Genomic DNA, 2,518 nt, shown 5'->3' with positions numbered 1-2,518 from the left:
GGATACTCTCACCACCGCGGGGTGGAGCAGCCCGGTAGCTCGTCAGGCTCATAACCTGAAGGTCACAGGTTCAAATCCTGTCCCCGCATCCAAATCCTGATAAAAACCATGAGATTTCTGTCCGCTTCTCCTATCGGAGAAAGCGGACGCAATCTTGTGCCCTTCCTCTCCCTTGGGAAGCTGTTTACCGTCAAACTTGAACAAGACGGTGAACGGGGCGGACCTGCCCTGCTTCCGGCGCCGCACGCAGGGAGATTGTATTGGGAATGATGGCTTACCGCCTCTCCAGACCCGTGGCGCCCATGCTGGCCCTCACCATGTCCATGGCCTTGGCTGGTTGCGGCCTGACGATCGAGCGGGCGGCCGAAATCGAGCAGCGCCAGCAAGCCTTGGCCGCTGCGGAGGCACGGGCCGCAGCGCTGGACCAGCGCGTCGCGGAGATGGAAAAAACCCTCGCCGATCAGCGTCAGGCCCAGCAGGATCTTACCTCGCTGACCGAACAGCTGGCCCAGGCCCGCAGCGCCCGCAGCGCGGCGGAGCAGGCCCGTAGCGCGGCCGCCCGTCGGGCTGCCGCCATTCGCGCCGAGATTACGGCTGGCGAGCAGCGCCTCGGCACATTGTCGCGCGGCAGCGAAGGCGAGAATGAGCGGCTGCAGCGGTTGAGCACGGAGCGGAGCCAGGCTGAGGCAACTCTGGCGTCGCGCCAGCAGGCCTTGCGTGAAGCCGAAGCACAGCTTCAGCAGACGCGGCAGGCTGCCACGTCCGCCGAAGGAGAGCTGACCAGCCGCACGGCTGCGGTGGCCGAAGCCCGTGCGCGCCTTCAGGAAGCCACCCAGGCCACCGAGCAGGCCAATTCCCGGCTGCAGGGGCTGGAGCGCCGCTGGGCTGAACTGACGGGCCGCTCGCAGCAGGAAGAGGCCCGCTTGGCCACCCTGCGGCAGAATCTCACCAATGAAGAAGCTGCCCTGACGCGCCAGCGCGCGGAGGCTCAGCGGCTGCAGGACGAACTTGCCCGGCAGACAGCCGCGCGAGATGCGGCCACGGCTTCTGTCGCCAGCCTGAACAGCCGCCGCACCGAACTCGACAACGCCATCCGCAACGCCGAGACCCAGCTTACCGGCCTGCGCCAGCAGGCTTCCACCGAGCAGCGCCGGCTGGACGAGATTCGCAGCGCGGCCGAAGCGGCGGCTCGCACCAGCGCGGAGCATGATCGCCAGCGTGCCGAGGCGGAGCGCCAGTTGCGCGGTGTCCAGAGCGAGCTGGAGACCGCGGAGGCAGCCTTGGCCGCCCGCAATTCCGCCGTGGCTGAAGCTGAAACCCGTCTGGCGCAGGCCCGTAGCGAGACAGACCGCAACAATGCCGCACTGCGCGGCCTGCAGGAGGAAGCCTCCCGCCTGACCGCCGCCAACGAGGCCTTGCGCCGCGAAGGCGGCGAGCTCGAACAGCGTCGCCAACGCCTGGCTGAGCAGGTGCAATCCGCCGAGCAGCGGCTGCGCAGCCTGGAAAGCACCGTTGAAACGGTCCAGCCGCGTCCCGTCTCTCCGCAGATCTCTCCCGCGCCTGCGCCGGAGACGCCCGCTCCGGCCGAGGTTCCTGCGGCACCTCGCTGACACGGTATCCTGCCGGCCACACGCAGCCTGCGGCCGGCAGGCCGATGCTTCTCTTCTGTCCGCGCCGCACACAGTTCATGCCAGCTCAAGCTGTGGCGGCATGGCCGGCTGCACGAGATCGTGCGGGATTGTGGCGCCTCCTTCGCTCTCCCGTCTGCGACCATCATCGGAATGCGTGGTTTATCTCCACGTCGGATTGGCCTTGCCCTGACCGGCAAGGCTGTCCGGTGCCGGAGGGTCCATGTTCCGCAGTGCGTTCGAGACCGCGACCAGGATTCCTGGAGCCTGCAATGCCAGGGCCGGATCAGTTGCGGTCGCAGGGGTTCCTGGCAATCTGACCGGGCCCCTCCGGCGCGCCAGAGACCGGGTATGCCGTACCTCTGCCTTATCCGAGGAGAGCATCGGCACTTCGGCCGTCTCCCCGATCGCTTGAAGCAGGCGCGAGGATTTTTCCCATTCCCCGGATTGTCTCACGTTGGCCTGTCCGGCCTTTCCACGCAGCACACACCAGCCCGGAGTCACCATGACCATGATGAATTCCGCACTCATTCCTCTGGCCGTGATCATTGTCGTCGCCGTTGTCCTTCTCGGCCTTAACCATGCCGAGTTCCGGGCGGTGTTCCGCCGCCGGCGAAATCCGCCGCAGGCGCAGAACGACAAGGCCAAGTAGCGTACAACCTTGCCTCTCGACGCCGAGGCGCATCGCAGAAAGGCTGGAACCTTTCAGCAGGGGCGCGGCTATGCCAACCGGTAGAGCGGCTTGGCGGCATGAGGCCTGGCCGGAGTCTCCTGGCCTGCCGAGCCGCCTGGGAAGGTCGTGTCCCATCGCGTGGTGTAGGAGCGATGGTTCCGGCGGGTTGGGTAGCCGGGATCAGGCTGGCACGGCGGAGAGCCTGATGGGACCAGTA

The 2,518-nt window shown here is 66.8% G+C and carries 2 protein-coding genes and 1 tRNA gene; all 3 read left to right on the top strand.

The window, feature by feature from the left end:
* Nucleotides 1-15 precede the first annotated feature (15 nt).
* Nucleotides 16-92 (top strand) — tRNA-Met (locus ACFOY6_RS23875).
* A 210-nt stretch (nucleotides 93-302) separates the two neighbouring features.
* Entirely contained in the window at nucleotides 303-1,610 is a 1,308-nt protein-coding gene (locus ACFOY6_RS23870) for a coiled-coil domain-containing protein (protein ID WP_379652430.1), read from the top strand.
* Between the two features lie 523 nt (nucleotides 1,611-2,133).
* Complete coding sequence (locus ACFOY6_RS23865) at nucleotides 2,134-2,280, top strand: hypothetical protein (protein WP_181378213.1); 147 nt, start codon at nucleotides 2,134-2,136, stop codon at nucleotides 2,278-2,280.
* Nucleotides 2,281-2,518: the final 238 nt, after the last annotated feature.

The organism is Teichococcus aestuarii (assembly GCF_042651065.1).
Classification (GTDB): Bacteria; Pseudomonadota; Alphaproteobacteria; order Acetobacterales; family Acetobacteraceae; genus Pseudoroseomonas; species Pseudoroseomonas aestuarii.
This window is presented reverse-complemented; position numbering and strand designations above follow the sequence as displayed.

What these genes read in the sequence shown, in the direction of transcription:
- ACFOY6_RS23870 (WP_379652430.1), top strand. Translation starts at nt 303, where the DNA reads ATGCTGGCCCTCACCATGTCCATGGCCTTGGCTGGTTGCGGCCTGACG.
- ACFOY6_RS23865 (WP_181378213.1), top strand. Translation starts at nt 2,134, where the DNA reads ATGACCATGATGAATTCCGCACTCATTCCTCTGGCCGTGATCATTGTC.